The following is an 18,878-nucleotide window of genomic DNA, read 5'->3' on the forward strand; positions in this document are numbered from 1 at the left end:
CATATACCTGAAATTCTGACCTATAAAAGTAAAACGCTCATCAGGCAGAATATTTGCCTGAGCATCCGCATCCTGATCGAAAGCAAAAAGTTTTCCTGTCGTAAGACGGTTTAGGATTTCACGCGAATGCCCTCCTCCTCCAAACGTAAGATCTACATAAATACCTGCAGGATTAATATTTAATCCCTCCAGGCTCTCATTCAGCAGTACAGGTGTGTGGTATTTCATGGCATTTGTGTTTCCTGGTTATTTAAACCGTTTCCTAAAATTTTCTCAGCCAATGTTGCAAACTCATCTTCGCCAAGGCCTAAATTCTGATATAAATCCTTAGCCCAGATTTCAATTTTACCATCCTGACCAGCCAGAACCACATCCTGGAAAATTTCTGAAAGTTCCAGCAAATGCGCAGGAATTAAAAGCCTGTTGGTCGCATCCAGTACCAGTTCTGCCGTATTCTTAAAAAATTCCCTCAAAAAACGACTGTGCTCCTTATTATAAGGATTAGTCCGCGCACGAATAAGACTAACTTGCCTTTCCCACTCATCCATGGGATATAACACCAGGCACTTCTCAAATATGTCCTTTTTAACCACAAATCTATCCTGCAAGGCAGAAGGCATCTGCCTTTTAAAAGCCGCCGGAAGCATAATTCTCCCTTTTGAATCGACTTTGCAAGTATAATCTCCTATAAATGTGGCCATAGACTATTTATATTTTACCTTGTAAAAATATAAAAACTTTTACCACACTTTACCATTTTTTACCATTTTTTACCACATTGTTGATAACTTTTTTTTTAATGTTTCGTAAGGATTACAAAAATTAAAGGCTGAAAAACCGAAAAACCCTGAAAATATTAGGAAAATTTATCTATTTTTAGTCCAAATTTGCCGGAAATTTTATTCCGGAATTTTGAAAAAATTTTTTCACAATCCGAATGCCCAAAACAAAATTCAGATAAGGGAGTTTTATTATTACCACGCAAATTATCTAAAAGAATGAATCAGGAAGTAAACAGCAGAATTGAGCCTATTGATATAAAGAAACTTTTTTACAACAAAAACCCCAAATTGGCCAGTTTGTTGCCGGGTTTTGTGTATGGTCTGATTAAACGGATAGTCCATGTTGATTTTGTAAATGAAATTCTTGAGGAGCATGGAGATAAAAGAGGTATAGATTTTGCAAAAGCCGTCATCAAAAAATTTAATGTAAAAGTTGAAGTAAAAGGGGCTGAAAATCTTCCGGCCGACGGGCGTTTTATCTTTGCCTCCAACCATCCGCTAGGTGGTTTTGATGGAATAGTATTGCTCGCCGTATTAAACAATTATTACCCAGAATTGCGTTTTTTGGTGAATGACCTATTGATGAACCTCAGAGTTTTTGACCCTCTTTTTGTTCCCATCAACAAACATGGGGCACAATCAAGGGGAAATGTGGAATTAATTGAGGAAGTATACGCAGGGAATGCGCAGGTTTTAACCTTTCCGGCAGGTTTGGTTTCGCGCAGACAAAAAGGGGTTATTCAAGACCTTGAATGGAAGAAAAATTTCATATCCAAAGCCATTGAATATAAGCGTGACGTTATCCCTGTACATTTCGACGGGCGCAATACTAATTTCTTTTACACCTTAGCCAACCTGCGGAAATTTTTCAGGATTAAATCAAATCTGGAAATGTTTTTTCTGCCCGACGAAACTTTCAGGCATAGAAATGAAACCATCACCGTTATATTCGGCAAACCTGTTCCCTATACCGACTTTAACAGGGATAAATCGCTGAAAGAATGGGCTGAAGAGATAAAAAGGAAAGTTTATAAACTGGCAGAAAAAACAGTTTAAAATTGAATTTTTGTAAGTAAATTTATATTAATCGAGCATACATTATTTTTTTTTTTACTTTTAACCGTTTAAAAGTTGAAAAAATGAAAGAGATCATTCCTCCAGTTGCCAAAGAAGTGCTCAGGAAAGAACTTACAAAGGATAAATTTGTAAGAATCACCAATAAAGCGCATAATGAAATTTATGTTTTCACCTGTAAGGATTCGCCAAATCTGATGCGCGAAGTAGGCCGCCTGAGAGAAATCAGCTTCAGGCTGGGAGGCGGAGGCACTGGTGAAGAAGTAGATATAGATCATTTTGACAAAGATCCCGATACTTATAAACAGCTTATTGTCTGGGATCCACAGCATAAGGAAATTTTAGGCGGTTACCGTTTCTTTATTTCCAATCCTGAAAGAGAAAATAATTCTACAGACAGAATTGCTTCCTCCCACCTGTTTAATTTTTCAGAAACTTTTTTAAAGGAATACTGGCCCTATACCATAGAGCTTGGCCGTTCCTTTGTACAACCTGCTTACCAGTCGACCAACAGAGCCAGAAAATCATTGTATGCGCTGGACAATCTATGGGACGGCCTGGGTGCTATTATGGTAGACAACCCACAAATGAAATATTTCTTTGGAAAAGTTACGATGTATCCCACCTACACTCCCGTAGCACGGAATTATATCCTTTATTTTCTCGATAAACATTTTGGTGACCGCGAAAGTCTTGTAACTCCAAAAAAATCACTGGACACTCAAATTGATAAAGAGGAATTCAGTAAAATATTTACCGGGAAAACTTATCTGGAAGATTATAAAATTCTTTCCAAACATGTGAGAGACTGTGGCGAAAGAATACCTCCGCTGATTAATGCTTATATGAATCTTTCCCCGACCATGAAAACATTTGGAACCATGATCAATGATGAATTCGGCGATGTGGAAGAAACAGGCATCATGATTACCATGAAGGATTTATATATCAACAAGATAGAACGGCATATCTCTACCTATCAACGGGTTAAGTATATATTGAAAACAAAAAAAGAAATATAAGCACATCATTTTATTCTTTTTTACCCCTTTTTTTCATCACCTTCATCCTTAAAATCTATTGAAGGTGGTGAAAATATACTTGCATACTGATAAAATTCCGGAATTTTATAAACTTTCAGCTCTCCATAATTGTTTTAATAAATAATTCACTCTGATGCCAAAAATTATTTTGGCTGAAATAAAATTAAACACAGGAGTTTACATTTATAAACTATGGAGAAAGTAACAATACCGGTTACCGGAATGAGCTGCACCGCCTGCGCTTCGTCAATAGAAACCACCATTGGATCGCTGAATGGCGTGCTGAGAAATTCTGTTAATTTTGCAAACAATAATGTTTTTATTGAATATCAGCCGGACAAAATCCATCTGGATGACATAAAAAAAGCCGTGGTATCTATAGGTTATGACCTGCTTATCGATCAAAGCGAACAAAAAAACCTTGAAGCCATTCGAAGTTCGGAATATAAAAAACTAAAAAACAACACCTTAGGGGCTGTTGCATTTGCTTTTCCACTCCTGGCTATCTCCATGCTCTTAGGAATGAAATGGCGCTATTCGGGCTATCTCCAGTTTCTTCTGGCAGTTCCTGTAATTTTTATATTTGGAAGGGTATTTTTCGTCAATGCCCTGAAACAGGCCCAACACCTGAAAACCAATATGGATACCCTGGTGGCAATGAGTACGGGAATAGCTTTTCTTTTCAGCACATTCAACACATTTTATCCTCAATTCTTCATTAGCCAAGGTTTAGAACCTCATATTTATTTCGAGGCTGCTGCTGTAATCATTGCTTTTATTCTCTTGGGCAGGATGTTGGAAGAAAAAGCCAAGTCAAAGACTTCCCAGGCCATCAAAGATCTGATGAAGCTGCAACCCCTGACAGTTAAGGTTATCAGAGAGGGAAAAGAAGTAGAACTGCCGACCGAAGAGCTTTTAACTGGCGACCTTGTCATTATTCACCCTGGCGAAAGGATACCGGTTGATGGTAAAGTTGAATGGGGAAGTTCTTTTGTGGACGAAAGCACCATCAACGGAGAATCAATTCCTTCCGAAAAACTGAAAAATGACCCGGTTTTTGCCGGCACATTGAACCAGAAAGGAAGTATTCGCATCATTGCCGAAAAAGTCGGAAAAGAAACTATCCTGGCACACATCATCAAAACTGTTGAAGAAGCTCAGGGCAGTAAGGCACCCGTGCAAAAACTTGCAGATAAAATTGCCGGCATATTTGTACCCGTGGTTATTTCCATTTCCCTTTTGACTTTTTTAATCTGGTATTTTTCAGGAGTTCCTCAAAGTCTTACCCATGCCTTTCTTTCAATGGTTACTGTTTTGATCATTGCCTGCCCCTGTGCCCTTGGCCTTGCAACACCTACGGCAGTCATGGTCGGCATTGGGAAAGGAGCCAAAAACGGCATTCTTGTTAAAGATGCCGAAAGCCTTGAAACTGCCCATAAAGTGGATACTATTGTGCTGGATAAAACCGGTACACTTACTCTCGGAAAGCCTGAGGTTGTACATTCCATTTGGAGTTCCAATGTCAGAAATCAGGAATCATACGAAAATATATTGCTTTCCATTGAAAGTCTTTCAGAACATCCACTCTCTGAGGCCTTGGTAAACATGCTAAAAAACAAAAAAAAGGAGCCAATTGAAATAGATCATTTCGAGAGCATTACCGGAAGAGGGATTAAAGCTGAAGCAGATGGAAAAGTTTATTTTGCAGGAAATGAACAATTCATGGAAGATAATGGACTGGAACTAAAAACCTTTTACGAAGGAAAAGAGGAAGCCATAAAAAATAATGGAAAAACCAGAATTTATTTCGCTTCTCAGTCGGAAATTCTCAGTGTCTTTGAAATTGCTGATACCATCAAAGCCACAACCCCAAAAGCCATAGAAGCTTTTAAGCAGATGGGGATAGAAGTCATTATGCTTACAGGAGACAACGAAAGTACGGCTGCAGCCATAGCCAGGCAAACCGGGATCAACCGTTACAAAGCAAGTGTCCTGCCTGATGAAAAAGCTTTATTTATCAAAGAGCTTCAAAAAAATGGCAAAACAGTGGCGATGGTTGGCGACGGGATCAACGATTCTGAAGCACTGGCATTGGCCGACCTGAGTATTGCCATGGGCAACGGTAGTGATGTTGCCATGGATGTCGCCAAAATAACTTTGGTCAACTCCGACCTCTTGCAAATTGTAAAATCCATCAGGCTGTCAAAAGAAACGGTAAAGACCATCAGGCAAAACCTCTTTTGGGCTTTCGTTTACAACCTGATCAGCATACCGGTTGCTGCCGGAGCCTTATTCCCATTTTTCGGGTTTCTGCTGAACCCGATGATAGGAAGTGCAGCAATGGCGCTAAGTTCGGTTTCAGTAGTAAGCAACAGCCTGCGTTTACGCACCAGGAAATTATAAAAGAAGCAGATAATTATCAGAAAATACTTATAAATTAAACAATAATATCATGGCAGAATTAAAATTCAAAACCAACATCAAATGCAATGGCTGTATAGCCAAAGTCGCACCAGTTCTCGACAAGGAAAAAAATATAAATAAATGGAAGGTCGACCTGAATGATCCCGAAAGGACCCTCGTTGTTGAAGGTGAAATAAAACCCGAAGAGGTTCAGAAATTACTCGGCCAGGTAGGTTACAAAGCAGAAATCAAATAGGAATTATTGCACGTTCACGTTAATGATCCAAACAATATCTTTGGCTGTAGTAAGGTGGGAAAGGTCGGGGTATAAATTCCCGTCACTGCCATCCTCACTGCTATGGCCAACCAGTGTTAAAGGGAAAACTTTTACCCCGGATTGCAAGTCAACCTTTACTTTATACACAACGGCAGGTTGCCCGCTGACATTTTCCGACTGACCGGACTTCTTGATTCCGGTTGTTTTTTTATAAAAATCATTGTAATCGGCCGACTGGTTGAACTCAGCAACTACGACAAATTTTTGAAGCCGTTTTTCATCAGTCTTCAAATCAACAGAAAAACCAGCTTTAGGTGTTGCTCCGGTTACGCCGTCAGGTATCGGATTGTCTTTTGTTGGAAGATACAGGCCATCGGCATATTGTGTCCCTCTTTTATGCTCCCAATAAGGAAGAGCTTCCTGGCGCCTGCTGCCATGACTGAATACCCAGCCCTGGGTAGCAACTTTTTTAGACACAAAAAGGGTTGAAACATAATTACCCGCAGTATCCTCAATCCAAATGGCCATTTGAGGCCTGGTTTTTACTGAAATACCTGCAAACAAAGGGAACTTATGTACCCATGCTTCCCCCTGCCTGATCTCAACACGGATATTCCCTTTTTCAACCTGAAGATTCTTTTTCACAGAACAGCTTCCCAACGCAAAAGCCATTACAAAAAGACAAAGGAAAACTTCAGGTTTTTTCATATCCAGGGAATATTTTTTACTTTCTCGAAATGGAATCCTCAATCAACAAAGTCAACACTTCTTTCATGGTCATTCCGGCTGTGCGAATCTGTTTGGGAACAATACTGCTCTCGCTCATTCCGGGAACTGTGTTGATTTCCAGGAAATATAATTTATCCTTGCTGAAAATATAATCAACTCTGACTATACCCTTGCAATTCAGCACATCATAAATTTCAGAGGCAATATTTTTGCAATCTTCTTCGACTTTCTGGTCAATGCGGGCAGGAGTAATTTCCTGGCTAAATCCATTCTGATACTTGGCTTCGTAATCAAAGAACTCATTTTTAGAAACGATCTCAGTGATAGGGAAAATAAGTTTTTTATTTTGAGCTTTGATCAAGCCGCAAGTGATTTCGGTTCCTTCAATAAACTCCTCAATAATAACCTCATCATCATCAACAAAAGCTTTCTCAATAGCAGGAATAATCTGTTCTGCAACCTTTACTTTTGTTACACCTACACTAGAGCCATTCTTATTGGGTTTTACAAAGAGGGGTAAATGTAATTCCTTCACAACATCCTCAGGATTGACCTGATTCTGCCCCTTCCTTACCAGAATGGCATTGGCAGTACAAATTCCGAACTGTCGCAAATAATTCTTGCAGACATATTTATCGAAAGTAAGTGCAGAGGTCAGCATATCGCATGAAGTATAAGGTAATTCCATCATATCAAAATACCCCTGCAAATGACCGTCTTCTCCAGGATTTCCATGTATAGCCATCAATGCACAGTCGAAAGTGATTTTTTGCCCATTTATTTCAATGCTGAAGTCATTCTTGTTGACCTGAACGCCTTCAAAATCTTCACCTTTCGCTTTCCAATCGGTACCTTTTATATAAATGATATAAGTCTGATAAAGGTCTTTATCAATCTGGGTACTTAATTGCTCTGCACTTTTCAATGAAATGACGGATTCAGCAGAATTTCCTCCAGCTATAATGGCAATATTTTTTTTCATAAGTCTAATTATTTACAATACAACACTAAGCCTGTATGATTTCAGGTTCTTCAAAAAACTATGCAAAATTAATAAAAACCTTGCTTTTTCCTTAAAGAGTATAAGAATATTGGCCGTTTAGAATGAAAATAGTCCAAAGCAAATTTGGACTAATCCCACAGTTAAAAATCAGTATTATTTCTATTAATGGTATAATTCCTCCATTTCTCCAATACTTCTTTCAGGTCAGCAGGAAGCTCAGAATCAAAAAACACATATTTTCCGGTAGCAGGATGAATGAATCCAAGCGATTTGGCATGAAGGGCCTGGCGTGGCAGAATCTTGAAACAATTTTGTATGAACTGCTTGTACTTACTAAAAGTTGTACCCTTCAGAATTATATTTCCACCATAAGTTTCGTCATTAAACAGAGGATGTCCCTTATGTTTTAAATGAACCCGGATCTGGTGGGTGCGGCCGGTTTCAAGGACACATTCTATCAAAGTGACATAACCAAAACGTTCGAGTACTTTATAATGGGTAATGGCAGTCTTCCCTTCAGAAGCATCATCAAAAACGCACATTTTGGTGCGGTCCCTCGGACTTCGGCCGATATTGCCTTCAATGGTGCCTTCATCCTCTTTAAAATCGCCCCAAACCAATGCCTGGTATTTTCGATCAATGGAATGGTCGAAAAATTGCCTGGCCAGCTTGTTGGCAGCCAGTTCTGTTTTAGCCACTACCAATATGCCCGAGGTATCCTTATCAATACGGTGAACCAAACCAGGCCTGGCATCACCATTCTGGAAAAGAGGTAAATCTTTCAGATGCCAGGCAAGGGCATTTAACAGAGTCCCTGTAAAATTTCCAAAACCGGGATGCACCACCATCCCTGCTTCCTTGTTGACTACCAACAAATCATCATCTTCATAAATAATATTTATAGGAATATCTTCAGGGATAAGCTCAAACTCTTTAGGCGGGTAGGCCATGACAATTGAAATCTCGTCACCGGGTCTGACCTTATAACTTGATTTCACAGGATTTCCGTTCACCAGGATATTCCCTGCATCAGTGGCACATTGTATCTTATTGCGTGAAATGCCCTGCAGGCGGTTCACAATAAACTTATCAATACGTATGGGAGCCTGGCCATTGTCCACAACAAAATGGTGGTGTTCATAAAGTTCGCCCTGATCCTGTATTTCTTCTTCCTGGTTTAAAATTTCTGTCATGGAATATTAATGAGAAACGATAATTTTTTTTGCAGTACTGTAACTATGCTCATCGGTAACCCTGACGATATATAGTCCGTTTGAAAAGCCTGATATGTCAACAGGAGACGAATAACCCAAAGCCGAATACATCAGCTTTCCGGAAAGATTATAAATTGAAACATGAACCCTGGACAAATCCGTCCCGTCTTTAAAACTTAAATTGATCAAGGTTGAAGCCGGATTGGGATAAACAGAAAAATCCCGGGAGATATTTTCTGTTTCATTTTGTTGAATGCCGGTTTGGGGGTTGGAAATCGCTTTCATGCTAAAAACCGGACGTATCATTAACGAGCCGTTATAAGGGAAATCATGCCAACTTGCCTCATAATAACAAAAATATTTGCCTTTGTTGTTTTTATTTACATCAAAACCAATATTCAGGAAGTCTTCGCTGACCTGCTTCAATCCTATGTAAAAGGGCTGATTTTGTTTAATATAAATAGCCGTATCAAGCGGATAATAAATAAACTGGTTCAGGCTATCGGCATAGAGCGGTTTAAAGCCCGGCCTGCAGCAGATAGTATCACCAGGCATCCCGTTATTGTCCTTCCAGACAGTAAGGTAAAATGACAACTGTCCGGAATAGTTGTTCAGCGTGCGGTTGAAATAAATATAAACACCCCGCAGAGTATCCGATTTGCATGGCGTAAATTTGCAGGCAGTCATTGAATTGGAAGCGCCCCTTCCACTGATGCCGAAACCCAGTTCCGCACTCCCGTCATCGTAAGCATAATAATTTTTAAAGACCTGCAAATATCTTGCAGTATCATTGCTTTTATAGTCGAAATCCCCGGTTATCAAATAACTTGTAATTTGAAATTTGGCGGAATCAAGGGCATCCACATCAAAAATATCGGTCGATAAATCTTCATTGTATAACACCCGGGTTTGAGGTTCCACATTGATGTTGCCTCCTTCAATAACGGAAGAAGTAACATTTTTATACAAATCTTTCAAAACAAACTTTCGCCATACATTCTTAACCGTATTTGAATTATTCCGGTATGCAATAGGGATGGTTGGCTTCAATTCCGTAATATAAGCATTGGGAAAATGTTTCCAGGGCACAGATTCGTAGGTCCGTAAAAGGGATCCCGTGGAACTTACAAGGGCAACATCGTTCATGATGGTATCCGAATATTTTCTGTTTTTGTTCAGATAAACATAATCCAGGTTCCAGATATCGCAATTGCTTTTCTTCCCCGGATCAGAGATGCTCGATGAAAAAGAAACCAGGTTAAAAAATCTAAATTTGAAACCTTTTTGCAAAAACCGGGCATCCCTGATCGGAATCATGACACACCTGAAGGTATCAGAAGGGGAAGTGCCGGCAGGTTTAAAAACCTTGGGTATTGCCGAATTGCCGTAATATTCCCGCGAGGATGAATCGGAGAGATGAAAACTTGCGCGCCATTGTGTTTGCCATTGCCCATCAACCGGTGAATAAAACTGCAAAACAAGTGAATCTCCTTCTTCAGGAGAATCGCCTAATCCCTGAGGCTGGTAAAAAAAACTAAGATAAATGCTGTCCTTGGGGGTATAAGCCAAATTAACCGGAAGTGAAGTTAAAAAATCAGCTTGGCCAGGCGTATTGGAAGCATTGTCATAAATCTTCCCGTTACGATCGAGGGCATCAAAGGTAGCTACACCTATCGAAATGGGATTGACACCATATTGGTTATTGATATAAACATTCTGATCGGCCCACCGGTGTTGATCAGGAAAAATATATGAATCAGAAAAGTCATCTATAAAGGGCAATTGAAGCGTATCCTGAACTAAATCTTTTTTAGTGAAATGGGATAAAGTAAATTTTTTTATAACAGGATTTTCCTCTAGCCCTGAAAGAACGGGTTGAGAAAAAATACTGTTACTAAAAAAAACAGCAAAAACTAAGTAAAAAAAAATTTTAAAAGTTATCTTCTTCATCACTTTCTTTCTGAGTAGAACCAGGAGAAGTTTCTTTAGGAGATTCAGTTGATACTTTATTGACATCTTTTGTCAGCCAAAGATTTACGGATGATCCCCGCTCAGGAGATTCACTATTCCCATCCGGCATGGGATCTTGTTTCCATATCACAGCTGTTGCTTTATCCTGCGGGCTTTTTACGGTCTTGTCGAAAGTAATCGTACCTAGGTTCAACATGGCATTTTCCAGAATATGTTTGGCGTTGTCAAGAGTCAAGCCCAACAGTTCGGGAACAGTCAACTGGCCGCTTGCATTTCCTGAGCCCAAAACAAGATCAACAACCGAACCTTTTTCCACATCAATACCTGCTGAAACAATATTTCCGTTTATTTTTTGATTTAAAACAATATTTAGCGCAATATCCGGTGCATAACTAATATTGCCCATGATTAAACCCTGTGCTTCAATAGTAGATTTGGCCTGACGCAACGAAAGGCCGACCAAATCAGGCATTTTTATCTTTGCAGCATTCATTGCGTTGACAGTCAGGAAAATTGTCCGGTTGGCCTTTACTTTAAAATTGGCAGGGGGATTTTGCTCAACAATGACTCCCTTTTTCATATCAGGACGAAAAACAGAATCAATTACCTGGTAATTCAAACCTTTATCAGCCAATATTTGCGCTGCTTCCTCTACGGTTAAGCCTTTTAGCTGAGGTACGATAAAAGCCTGGCCATGATGAGTATATATCTTCAAGGCAAACATGACCACGATAACAAAACCGATCAGTATGGAACAGGCAATTAAAAAATGCTTAAAAAAAAGTTTTGAACAAATGAAGTTATAAATTTCCTTCATGATTGAAAAGCAAATTGGTTAACTATAAACGTATGGAACAAAGATAAAATTATAATACGAGAAAGTAAAAATAGCGGAATAAATATGATTTCCAACAAAAAAGGGATCAAACTGCATGATAAAAAGTGTCCCTTTCGACCAGCTTGCGGTTTGCATTTGCTGCAATTTGCTGCATTTCGTCAATAGTCATAACCGGATGTTCATCCTCGGCCCCGGCCATTGAATATATTTTTGTGGTATCATCAATAGTTCCGTCTATATCATCCACGCCAAAACCCAGGGCCAGTTGTGTCAGATTTTTGCCTAACATGGGCCAATAAGCTTTCAGATGAGGAATATTATCCAGAAAGATACGGGAAACTGCAAAATTCCTTAAATCTTCAACAGGGATCACTTCACCAAGGGAAGAAAGCGAATTGCCTTTCATCCTGAATTTTAAGGGGATAAAAGCATTAAATCCCTTTGTTTTATCCTGCAATGTTCTTAAACGATCCAGGTGGTCTATGCGGTTTTGGTATGTTTCAATATGCCCGTACAATATGGTTGCGTTTGAAGGAATGCCCAACCGGTGTGCCGTTTCATGGATATCCAGCCACAAACCGGCTGAAGTTTTTTCACCACAGATCTTTTGCCTGACAGCAGGATCAAAAATTTCAGCACCTCCGCCGGGAATTGAATCCAGTCCACATTCTTTCAAAAGGGCCAAACCCTCTTTAATGGATAATCCGGCCTTTCTAATCATATAATCGAGTTCAATAGCCGAAAATGCTTTGACCTGCACACCGGGAATGATTTTTTTCACTTCGCGGATCAATTCGCCATAATAATGTATATCCCGGTCCGGATGTACTCCTCCGACGATATGAACCTCAGTAATGTGTTGGTCTTTATGATCAGAAATAACTTTCAGCATTTGCTCCCTGCTGTATTCCCAACTGCCCTCCTCTCCTTTCTTTCGTGAATAAGAACAAAAACGGCAATGATAAATGCAAATATTGGTAGGTTCAATATGGATATTCCTATTGAAGAAAACCTGATCGCCACTGATTTTTTCTTTCACATAATTGGCCAGCATTCCTAAAAGCCCCAGGCTGGCATCTTTATACAAAACCAGACCTTCCTCACAGGTAATTCTTTGTCCCGAAAAAACCTTTTTGGCAATTGAAGCAATATGTTCGCTTTCGTCACTTAAAATTTGCTCCTGCAGAAACTCGTTCATTATCAATGAATTTAAATAAAAAAGAGTAAAAGGCAATTTACCCTTTACTCTCTTTTCAAATATCTTCAAATTTCAAAACACAGAATTACTTCCTTCTGCAGCAAGCTTCATCAGAAACTGTAAGTTTTTTTCTTCCTTTGGCACGACGGGCAGCTAAAACTCTCCGGCCGTTTGCTGTAGCCATTCTCTCTCTAAATCCGTGTTTGTTTTTTCTCTTTTTTATTGAGGGTTGAAATGTTCGTTTCATCTGAAATAATATTTTTAATTATATTGCTGTTTTCTTCTTTGAGATTGCAAAAGTAAACCTTTTTTCTTTCTTACAAAAAATTGTTTCGATAATTTTTTCTTTTTGTTTGAATTATTTCAATCAACCGGCAGCAAATCCTAATTTTAGGCCACTTTGCAAGATATTTTCCCAAATTAAAAAGGGAGATAAATAACCTTTTTGGTTTCAAAAAAAGGTTCTGTAAAAAAATTACTGATATCAAAAATTTTCACCTTGTTTTTGTAAGGTTTTACTTCATCAGCAACATCTCCACCCTTCAGATACAGTATTCCATTGGGCAACAGATGTTTACCTCCCCTGTTTATTTTATTATTAACTAACTTAACGAATTCAGGCAAAGTAGAAACAGCCCTCGAAACGACAAAATCAAATTTTTCATTCAGGCTCTCTGCCCGTGCCTGAACAGGCTTGCAATTGGAAAGACCAATCCCACCGGCCACAGCCTGAACCACTTTGATTTTTTTCCCAATTGAATCCACCAGGGTAAATTTTGCCTCAGGGAAAAGTATAGCCAGGGGTATGCCGGGAAATCCGCCTCCGGTTCCAACATCAAGTATGGATGCCCCTTCTGCAAATTCAATTACCCGGGCAATAGCCAGGGAATGCAATACATGATGTTCGTACAAATTCTCTATATCCTTACGGGAAATCACGTTAATCCGCTCATTCCAATATTGATACAAATCAAACAATAAACCGAACTGATAAATTTGTTTATCTGTTAAGTTTGGAAAATATTTCTGGATAATTTGCATCAGATATGCTCGCCAAGATTTTTGATAATGTTATAAAGAAGCTCCCTAGCCCTGAACAATTGTGCTTTCACTGTACCAATAGGCAAATCCAGCTCATCAGATATTTCCTCGTAAGATAATTCCTGAAAATAACGCAACTCGATTAACTTGCGATAACGGGGCTTGAGTTTCAAGACAACATTCCTCATCAGTTTAACTTTTTGCTTGATGATCAGATTTTCTTCAGGATCGGGCAAATCCGAATTAACCGAAATGGGAATGGTTTCTTCATTTTCGTTGGTATGTTCAAGAGGAAGATTACTGGCTTTCTTTTTCCTCATAAAATCAATGGCATTGTTGGTGGCAATTTTAAAAAGCCAGGTACTGAAAGCAAAATTGGGCGTATATTGTTTGATATTATTAAAAGCCTTGCCAAATGCCTCGATTGTCAGGTCTTCTGCATCACTTGGATTATTCACCATTTTCAGCAGCATAAAATATATGGCATCTCTATAATGGTCCATCAAAACAGCATAAGCTTTTTGATCGCCATCAAGAGCTTGCATAACCAATTCAAAATCCTTTTGTGCTTTATCTGAAAGATTGGCGCTTATTTCCATCTATTTCTGTTTGAAGTGACTGAGTTAACCAATATGATAGACAGCTGTATATATGGCATAAATATATCAAGCAAAAGCGAAAATAGTAATAATTTTTTTTCACCCAAATGTTTCATAGAATTTTTAAAAATTGTAAACTGAAGGATTAACCTTAAAATAAAAGCGCCTATCACATATAAGAGGAACACTTTAAAACAGAGTAACAAGGCAAAGGAAATATAAAACAGGGAGCGGCTCACGACTTCAAGCCCTAATAATACTTTATGCTTAGTTTTATAAAACTTGGATGTGGTAAAATGCCTCTTTTTCTGATTGGTCCAATCGTTGAAGCTTTCTTCAGGGATGGAATAAGTATGGCTCTCAGGAGAAATTTCAATCCGGGTATTTGATTTTTTAGCAACTTCATTGATAAACAAATCATCATCCCCAGAAAGCACCTGTGCATGGGTTGCAAACCCCCTGTTTTTAAAAAACAGGGATTTACGATAAGCCAGATTCCGGCCTACCCCCATATAAGGCACACCTGCACGGGCAAAAGAAAAATATTGCAATGCAATAAAAAAAGTATCGTAACGAATGATCTTGTCCAAGAAGCCTTTCCTGGGTTCATACTTCCCGTAACCAAGCACAACTTGTGCATCATCCGTAAAATTCTGTTCAATATTAGCCAGCCACATTTTGCTTTTAACATAGCAATCGGCATCGGTCATCACCAGCCATTCATAAGTCGCAGCCTTTATCCCTATGGTCAGGGCCAGCTTTTTCCCGTGAGAGAATTTGTCATCCTGTTTGATCTGAGTGGTTTTTAACCTTGGATATTTCTCCTTAAACTGCCTTAAAACCAATTCGGTATCATCAGAGGAGCAATCATCCACCACAACCACCTCATATTCTGAATAATCCTGTTCAAGTATGGTAGGTAAATTTTTTCTGAGGTTTTCTGCTTCATTCTTTGCACAAATAATAACAGAAACGGGTAATTTCCCGGCTTTTTCTTTATACCCCTTAAAAACAGGTACCCTCATGTAAAAACACAAATAGTAAAATAGCTGGATGAGTAAACTCAAAATAAAAGTACCCAGCAATACCAGACTCAATATATCTATCTTTAAATCAAATATTTCCACGTTAGAAAAAAGTTATAGAATGAAACTGCAATTTTATTAAAGATTTTAGTCTAAAACAAATGTTGTGGGGATAAGTCATCATTTTTTGTTTATAAATAGTATTATCTTTGCAGCCCAAATTTATAGTAAGTGAAATTTACCTTAATAAATACAGACAAACAAACCAGGGCGCGTGCAGGCCAGATAGTGACAGACCATGGAATTATCCAGACTCCTATTTTTATGCCGGTAGGGACAGCCGGAAGTGTTAAAGGGGTTCATCAGCGGGAACTTGGGAACGATGTAAAAGCTCAAATAATACTCGGGAATACCTATCATTTGTACCTGAGGCCGGGAATTGACATATTGGAACAAGCAGGTGGACTTCACAAATTTATGGGATGGGATAAGCCTATACTGACCGACAGCGGGGGATTTCAAATATTTTCCCTGGCCGATAACCGTAAACTCAGTAAGGATGGTGCCGTTTTCCATTCGCATATAGACGGTTCAAAACATATTTTTACTCCTGAAAGGGCGATAGATATTCAAAGGTCAATAGGAGGAGATATCATCATGGCTTTTGATGAATGTACGCCTTATCCCTGCGAGTACAAGGCTGCGAAAAAATCGGTAGAACTGACACACCACTGGCTGGAAAGGTGTTTCAAACAATTTAATGCCACCGCTCCCAAGTATGGCCATGAACAATTCCTGTTTCCTATTGTACAGGGAAGTATTTATAAAGATTTACGGCAACATTCAGCCGAATTTGTTGCTTCTCAAAATGGAAGCGGCAATGCAATTGGAGGATTATCGGTAGGCGAACCGGTGGAAAAAATGTATGAGATGATCGAACTGGTCAATCAAATCCTGCCTGCCGACAAACCCAGATATTTGATGGGCGTCGGTACTCCGGTAAACATTCTGGAAGGGATAGCCCGGGGAATTGATATGTTCGACTGCGTCATGCCTACCCGAAATGGACGTAACGGCATGCTTTTTACCAGCGAAGGAATCATCAATATAAAAAACCTCAAATGGAGAGATGATTTTTCACCCATCGACAACAACGGCACAACTTTTGTCGATACACAATATTCAAAAGCTTACCTGCGCCACCTAATTATTTCCAAGGAAATGCTTGGCGCCCAGATTGCTACCATACATAATCTGGGATTTTACTTGTGGCTGGTGGGACAAGCCAGAGAAAAAATTATTAACGGAGAATTCAGTGCGTGGAAAGAAAAAATGGTCAAAATTCTTTCTTCCAGGTTGTAATAATTAATAATCAGGATGTTTCGTTTTAATTTTCATGAAAAACGATAAAATATTCTGATTCTGAAAAATAATTTTCTTAATTTGAACTTTATTTAATAATAATGAGGATGTTCGGGTTAAAACTTATAGACAGGTACATTATAAAAAAGTTTTTGGGGACTTTTATTTTTGCAATACTCATCATCATTAGCATTGCTGTAATTTTTGATATATCCGAAAAGATTGATGATTTTCTGGAGAGAGGCGCAACGATGAAACAAATTGTTTTCGACTACTACCTGAACTTCATTCCTTATTTTGCCGTATTGTTCAGCTCCCTGTTTACATTTATTTCTGTAATTTTCTTTACGTCCAAAATGGCATACAACACTGAAATCATTGCTATACTCAATAGTGGAATGAGTTTCTACCGTATGCTGGTTCCCTACTTTGTGTCTGCCTTGATACTGGCCACCTTTTCTTTTATGATGAGTAATTATGTACTTCCTTATGCAAATGCCAAGCGGCTTGATTTTGAGGAACATTATCTTCATGAAAAGCCTGTTTCCTTTGACGATCAGAATATCCACAAACAGGTAAAACCTGGCGTTTTTATCTACATGGAAAGTTACAGCAATATTACCAATGTAGGCTATAAATTTTCCATAGAAAAATATAATAAAGACGGGCAGATGATTTCGAAACTGATGAGTGATTATATCACCTGGGATTCGTTAAAATCCAAATGGTCTATCAAAAATTATTATATCCGGAATATCAACGGTTTGAAAGAGCAGATTATCAACGGATCAAGCATAGACACGACCCTGAGCATCACCCCTTCCGATTTCAGAAGAAGGGATAATTATGTGGAAACCATGAGCTTAAGTCAATTAAATAAGTATATTGCGGAACAAAAGATGCAGGGAGCCGAAAATATTGACGCATTGATTATTGAGAAAGACAAAAGGCTGGCCTTTCCTCTTTCTACATTTATCCTTACCCTGATCGGGGTATCCCTGTCGTCGAGAAAGGTCAGGGGAGGTATAGGCATGCAAATCGGTTTGGGAATATTGTTGAGTTTCGCCTATATTTTGTTCCTCCAATTTTCATCGCAATTTGCTATCAGCGGGACATTCAGCCCATTATTGGCTGCCTGGATTCCAAATATTATATTTTCAATCATCGCACTTTTTTTGCTAAAAGTGGCTCCAAAGTAACAATTCGTTATTTTTCATTATTTTTGTTCTGCCAGTATGGAAGTAAAATTTCATATCAGTTTTCAAAACTTCCCATTTATAAGCTCTGGCAATATTTAAAAACTTGTCCTTTTTTACGGACAAGAATCACTCAACTAAATTTAAATATATGGCTGTAAAAAAGAAAATTCTTGAACTTCAAAAAAAGCGAGAAGAAGCTCTACAGGGTGGCGGTGAAAAAGCCATTGAGAAACAACATGCAATGGGCAAGCTGACTGCACGCAGCAGAATACTTTCACTGGTCGATGACAATTCTTTTAATGAATATGACCTTTTTGTTCAGCATGATGCCCGGGATTTCGGCATGGATAAAAAAGTACTCCATGGCGACGGAGTAGTTATCGGTACCGGAACCATAGAAGGAGATCCGATCGGCATTTTTGCGCAGGATTTTACCGTTGCCGGCGGTTCCCTGGGATCGATGCATGCCAAAAAGATCACCAAGATCATGGACCATGCCCTTAAACTACGTATGCCCCTGATCGGTATTAATGATTCAGGTGGCGCCCGTATTCAGGAAGGGGTAAATGCCCTGGCCGGATATGGTGAAATTTTCTACCGCAACACCATTGCCTCCGGAGTAATTCCCCAACTAAGCGTCATTCTTGGCCCCTGCGCAGGCGGTGCCGTTTATTCCCCTGCACTGACCGACTTCGTTTTCGTAGTTGACAAAATTTCCAAGATGTTTATCACCGGGCCGGAAGTTATTAAAACCGTTTTAGGTGAAGAGATCTCAGCTGAAGACCTGGGCGGTGCTAAAGTACACAGCCAGATTACCGGTAATGCTCATTTTTATGCTGAAAGCGAAGAGGAATGCTTTGAGCAGATTAAAAAGCTGCTTTCTTTCATTCCCTGGAGCAATACCCAGCAAGCAAAAAAATATCCGCCCAAGAGCCCAAGGCCGGAATACAATATCGACGAGATCATACCCGAAGACAAGACCAAACCTTATGATGTCCGTAATGTAATCAAGGCTATTGTTGATGATTCCGACTTCCTCGAGGTTCAGGAATATTGGGCAACTAACGTTGTAATTGGTTTTGCCAGAATTAACGGTGAAACTGTGGGATTTGTCTGCAAC

The 18,878-nt window shown here is 39.1% G+C and carries 19 protein-coding genes; 7 read left to right on the top strand and 12 right to left on the bottom strand.

Annotated elements, in window-relative coordinates:
- Both mraW and Q8907_03095 read right to left on the bottom strand, forming a co-directional pair.
- Positions 1–228 (bottom strand): 16S rRNA (cytosine(1402)-N(4))-methyltransferase (mraW, locus tag Q8907_03090; GenBank protein MDP4273246.1); only part of this gene is annotated, 228 nt, incomplete at its 3' end.
- Positions 225–701, bottom strand: a complete 477-nt coding sequence (locus Q8907_03095) for a division/cell wall cluster transcriptional repressor MraZ (GenBank protein MDP4273247.1) — start codon at positions 699–701, stop codon at positions 225–227. The genes Q8907_03095 and mraW, both read right to left, overlap by 4 nt.
- Positions 702–998: 297 nt before the next feature.
- On the opposite strand from Q8907_03095, the gene Q8907_03100 reads away from it, so the two are divergent.
- The 4 genes from Q8907_03100 (at position 999) to Q8907_03115 (ending at position 5,558) form a co-directional block, all read left to right on the top strand.
- Complete coding sequence (locus tag Q8907_03100; protein ID MDP4273248.1) at positions 999–1,838, top strand: 1-acyl-sn-glycerol-3-phosphate acyltransferase; 840 nt, start codon at positions 999–1,001, stop codon at positions 1,836–1,838.
- A gap of 83 nt (positions 1,839–1,921) precedes the next feature.
- Complete coding sequence (locus tag Q8907_03105) at positions 1,922–2,878, top strand: GNAT family N-acetyltransferase (protein ID MDP4273249.1); 957 nt, start codon at positions 1,922–1,924, stop codon at positions 2,876–2,878.
- A 213-nt stretch (positions 2,879–3,091) separates the two neighbouring features.
- A complete protein-coding gene (locus Q8907_03110) occupies positions 3,092–5,302 on the top strand; it encodes a heavy metal translocating P-type ATPase (GenBank protein ID MDP4273250.1) in 2,211 nt (736 codons plus the stop codon).
- A 49-nt stretch (positions 5,303–5,351) separates the two neighbouring features.
- Positions 5,352–5,558, top strand: coding sequence for a heavy metal-associated domain-containing protein (locus tag Q8907_03115; protein ID MDP4273251.1), 207 nt, complete (start codon positions 5,352–5,354; stop codon positions 5,556–5,558).
- 3 nt (positions 5,559–5,561) lie between these two features.
- Here the strand turns inward: Q8907_03115 and Q8907_03120 are convergent, their stop codons facing one another.
- The 10 genes from Q8907_03120 to Q8907_03165 all read right to left on the bottom strand — a co-directional run bounded on the left by Q8907_03120 (position 5,562) and on the right by Q8907_03165 (position 15,299).
- A complete protein-coding gene (locus tag Q8907_03120; GenBank protein ID MDP4273252.1) occupies positions 5,562–6,287 on the bottom strand; it encodes a DUF2271 domain-containing protein in 726 nt (241 codons plus the stop codon).
- A gap of 16 nt (positions 6,288–6,303) precedes the next feature.
- Positions 6,304–7,290 (bottom strand): D-alanine--D-alanine ligase, encoded by a 987-nt coding sequence (locus Q8907_03125; protein MDP4273253.1) that lies wholly within the window; start codon positions 7,288–7,290, stop codon positions 6,304–6,306.
- Between the two features lie 161 nt (positions 7,291–7,451).
- Positions 7,452–8,504, bottom strand: a complete 1,053-nt coding sequence (locus Q8907_03130) for an RluA family pseudouridine synthase (protein ID MDP4273254.1) — start codon at positions 8,502–8,504, stop codon at positions 7,452–7,454.
- A gap of 6 nt (positions 8,505–8,510) precedes the next feature.
- Positions 8,511–10,307 carry a T9SS type A sorting domain-containing protein gene (locus tag Q8907_03135; GenBank protein MDP4273255.1) on the bottom strand — a complete coding sequence of 599 codons (1,797 nt, stop codon included), beginning with the start codon at positions 10,305–10,307 and terminating at the stop codon, positions 8,511–8,513.
- A 148-nt stretch (positions 10,308–10,455) separates the two neighbouring features.
- Positions 10,456–11,313 (bottom strand): PASTA domain-containing protein, encoded by an 858-nt coding sequence (locus tag Q8907_03140; GenBank protein MDP4273256.1) that lies wholly within the window; start codon positions 11,311–11,313, stop codon positions 10,456–10,458.
- A gap of 106 nt (positions 11,314–11,419) precedes the next feature.
- Positions 11,420–12,532, bottom strand: coding sequence for an aminofutalosine synthase MqnE (mqnE, locus tag Q8907_03145; GenBank protein ID MDP4273257.1), 1,113 nt, complete (start codon positions 12,530–12,532; stop codon positions 11,420–11,422).
- Between the two features lie 85 nt (positions 12,533–12,617).
- Complete coding sequence (rpmH, locus tag Q8907_03150) at positions 12,618–12,779, bottom strand: 50S ribosomal protein L34 (GenBank protein ID MDP4273258.1); 162 nt, start codon at positions 12,777–12,779, stop codon at positions 12,618–12,620.
- Between the two features lie 173 nt (positions 12,780–12,952).
- Positions 12,953–13,573 carry a 16S rRNA (guanine(527)-N(7))-methyltransferase RsmG gene (gene rsmG / locus Q8907_03155; GenBank protein MDP4273259.1) on the bottom strand — a complete coding sequence of 207 codons (621 nt, stop codon included), beginning with the start codon at positions 13,571–13,573 and terminating at the stop codon, positions 12,953–12,955.
- Positions 13,573–14,172, bottom strand: coding sequence for a sigma-70 family RNA polymerase sigma factor (locus tag Q8907_03160; GenBank protein ID MDP4273260.1), 600 nt, complete (start codon positions 14,170–14,172; stop codon positions 13,573–13,575). Before Q8907_03160 ends, rsmG begins: the two co-directional genes overlap by 1 nt.
- Positions 14,163–15,299, bottom strand: coding sequence for a glycosyltransferase (locus Q8907_03165; GenBank protein MDP4273261.1), 1,137 nt, complete (start codon positions 15,297–15,299; stop codon positions 14,163–14,165). The genes Q8907_03160 and Q8907_03165 overlap by 10 nt, the downstream gene beginning before the upstream one ends.
- 129 nt (positions 15,300–15,428) lie before the next feature.
- On the opposite strand from Q8907_03165, the gene tgt reads away from it, so the two are divergent.
- From tgt to Q8907_03180, 3 genes are all read left to right on the top strand, one after another.
- Entirely contained in the window at positions 15,429–16,559 is a 1,131-nt protein-coding gene (gene tgt / locus Q8907_03170) for a tRNA guanosine(34) transglycosylase Tgt (protein MDP4273262.1), read from the top strand.
- Between the two features lie 107 nt (positions 16,560–16,666).
- A complete protein-coding gene (locus tag Q8907_03175; GenBank protein MDP4273263.1) occupies positions 16,667–17,758 on the top strand; it encodes an LptF/LptG family permease in 1,092 nt (363 codons plus the stop codon).
- 148 nt (positions 17,759–17,906) lie between these two features.
- Positions 17,907–18,878 (top strand): carboxyl transferase domain-containing protein (locus Q8907_03180; GenBank protein ID MDP4273264.1); only part of this gene is annotated, 972 nt, incomplete at its 3' end.

Source organism: Bacteroidota bacterium, from assembly GCA_030706565.1.
Taxonomy (GTDB): domain Bacteria; phylum Bacteroidota; class Bacteroidia; order Bacteroidales; family JAUZOH01; genus JAUZOH01.

Excerpts from the sequence above, each read along its gene's own strand:
- Q8907_03140 (MDP4273256.1), bottom strand. The coding sequence starts at position 11,313 with ATGAAGGAAATTTATAACTTCATTTGTTCAAAACTTTTTTTTAAGCAT.
- Q8907_03125 (MDP4273253.1), bottom strand. The coding sequence starts at position 7,290 with ATGAAAAAAAATATTGCCATTATAGCTGGAGGAAATTCTGCTGAATCC.
- Q8907_03175 (MDP4273263.1), top strand. The coding sequence starts at position 16,667 with ATGTTCGGGTTAAAACTTATAGACAGGTACATTATAAAAAAGTTTTTG.
- mqnE (MDP4273257.1), bottom strand. The coding sequence starts at position 12,532 with ATGAACGAGTTTCTGCAGGAGCAAATTTTAAGTGACGAAAGCGAACAT.
- Q8907_03105 (MDP4273249.1), top strand. The coding sequence starts at position 1,922 with ATGAAAGAGATCATTCCTCCAGTTGCCAAAGAAGTGCTCAGGAAAGAA.
- rsmG (MDP4273259.1), bottom strand. The coding sequence starts at position 13,573 with ATGCAAATTATCCAGAAATATTTTCCAAACTTAACAGATAAACAAATT.
- rpmH (MDP4273258.1), bottom strand. The coding sequence starts at position 12,779 with ATGAAACGAACATTTCAACCCTCAATAAAAAAGAGAAAAAACAAACAC.
- Q8907_03110 (MDP4273250.1), top strand. The coding sequence starts at position 3,092 with ATGGAGAAAGTAACAATACCGGTTACCGGAATGAGCTGCACCGCCTGC.
- Q8907_03095 (MDP4273247.1), bottom strand. The coding sequence starts at position 701 with ATGGCCACATTTATAGGAGATTATACTTGCAAAGTCGATTCAAAAGGG.
- Q8907_03120 (MDP4273252.1), bottom strand. The coding sequence starts at position 6,287 with ATGAAAAAACCTGAAGTTTTCCTTTGTCTTTTTGTAATGGCTTTTGCG.
- Q8907_03100 (MDP4273248.1), top strand. The coding sequence starts at position 999 with ATGAATCAGGAAGTAAACAGCAGAATTGAGCCTATTGATATAAAGAAA.
- Q8907_03115 (MDP4273251.1), top strand. The coding sequence starts at position 5,352 with ATGGCAGAATTAAAATTCAAAACCAACATCAAATGCAATGGCTGTATA.
- Q8907_03160 (MDP4273260.1), bottom strand. The coding sequence starts at position 14,172 with ATGGAAATAAGCGCCAATCTTTCAGATAAAGCACAAAAGGATTTTGAA.
- Q8907_03130 (MDP4273254.1), bottom strand. The coding sequence starts at position 8,504 with ATGACAGAAATTTTAAACCAGGAAGAAGAAATACAGGATCAGGGCGAA.